The sequence below is a fragment of the Acinetobacter sp. HA genome (assembly GCF_000264725.1).
In the GTDB taxonomy this organism is placed as follows: domain Bacteria; phylum Pseudomonadota; class Gammaproteobacteria; order Pseudomonadales; family Moraxellaceae; genus Acinetobacter; species Acinetobacter schindleri.
The window spans coordinates 1-1,051 of the sequence record NZ_AJXD01000075.1 but is presented as its reverse complement, the minus strand read 5'-3'; the positions used below and the strand labels follow the sequence as shown (position 1 = coordinate 1,051).

At 31.4% G+C, this 1,051-nt stretch carries 1 protein-coding gene; it reads left to right on the top strand.

Annotated features, from left to right (window positions below; all coding sequences use genetic code 11):
• Nucleotides 1–275 precede the first annotated feature (275 nt).
• Nucleotides 276–983: a hypothetical protein gene (locus tag HADU_RS11480; RefSeq protein WP_008306609.1), complete on the top strand. Its 708-nt coding sequence runs from the start codon at nucleotides 276–278 to the stop codon at nucleotides 981–983.
• Nucleotides 984–1,051: the final 68 nt, after the last annotated feature.

Genomic DNA, 1,051 nt, shown 5'->3' with positions numbered 1-1,051 from the left:
AACCCTTTAAATTAATTAGGTGGTTTATGTCGCACTTCAAGTTTTACTCTGCCCCCTTTAGTAATAGGTGAAGATCATAGACCAAAATATAGAGGAAAAAATACTCATATTAATCTGGTAGTTGCCAAATTTATTAAGCATAGAGAAGACCGATGGCATGGTTATCCAGTAAATACTGTCTCTGATTTTCCTCCAAGTGATATTTTAAAAATGTGGCAAAAATCTCCGGGTGTGAAGAAAAAAACAATTGTCAAATTAAATAAGGCGATAAAGTAATGTCTGAATTTAAAATTAATATTGAAGGAAATTTTTTAGATTCTTTTATTTATTCTGGAGTCTTATTTACTATTGATGTTGATGGAAAACTTTGCACTTATAGCTGGAATCATCTAATAAAAGAATACATGAGAAAAGATGTTCAGAAAAAGCGTTTTGAGAAAAAATTGATTGATACGCGTCAAGATAAAAATATTAAATTTGAAAAAGATTTAGTTATAGAATTAGATCAAAACTTTTTAGAAGAATATCAAAAAGGTATATGTTTAGACTTAGATGTTTGGTCAACAGATTTAGATATAAAAGATAATATTTTATATATTTCATCGGAAAGAGGTTTGGAAGCTTTACCATTTAGAGAAAGTTGGGATAATGGTAAAATCATGAGCTTTAATGATTTATATAAAGTTTGGGGAGAATCTAAAGTTTTTGGAGTGAGCACTGGCTCATGGGGAAGAACACTTCTAGCAGCTGGTTGTCATGGGGCATTAGAAGTTGTTAATGATGTTGAGCAAAATAATACTGTCGGTCTGAAACAACAAGAGGGAAAAATTTTAAATGAGGAAGTTTGTTTAGATTGCGAATGGGAACTTAACTCGACTATTGCTATCTTGGATCAGTTAGATACACAAGTTTTACTTGAGTATGAAGAGCTTATTAGTGATAGTAATTTTAAATTTCATGCTCGAGACACTGAAGAAGATTGATGTGGGTCTAGGATTTTAGACCATGCCTATAAGTGATAATCTACTCCCCAATAAGCATGGGAAATGCT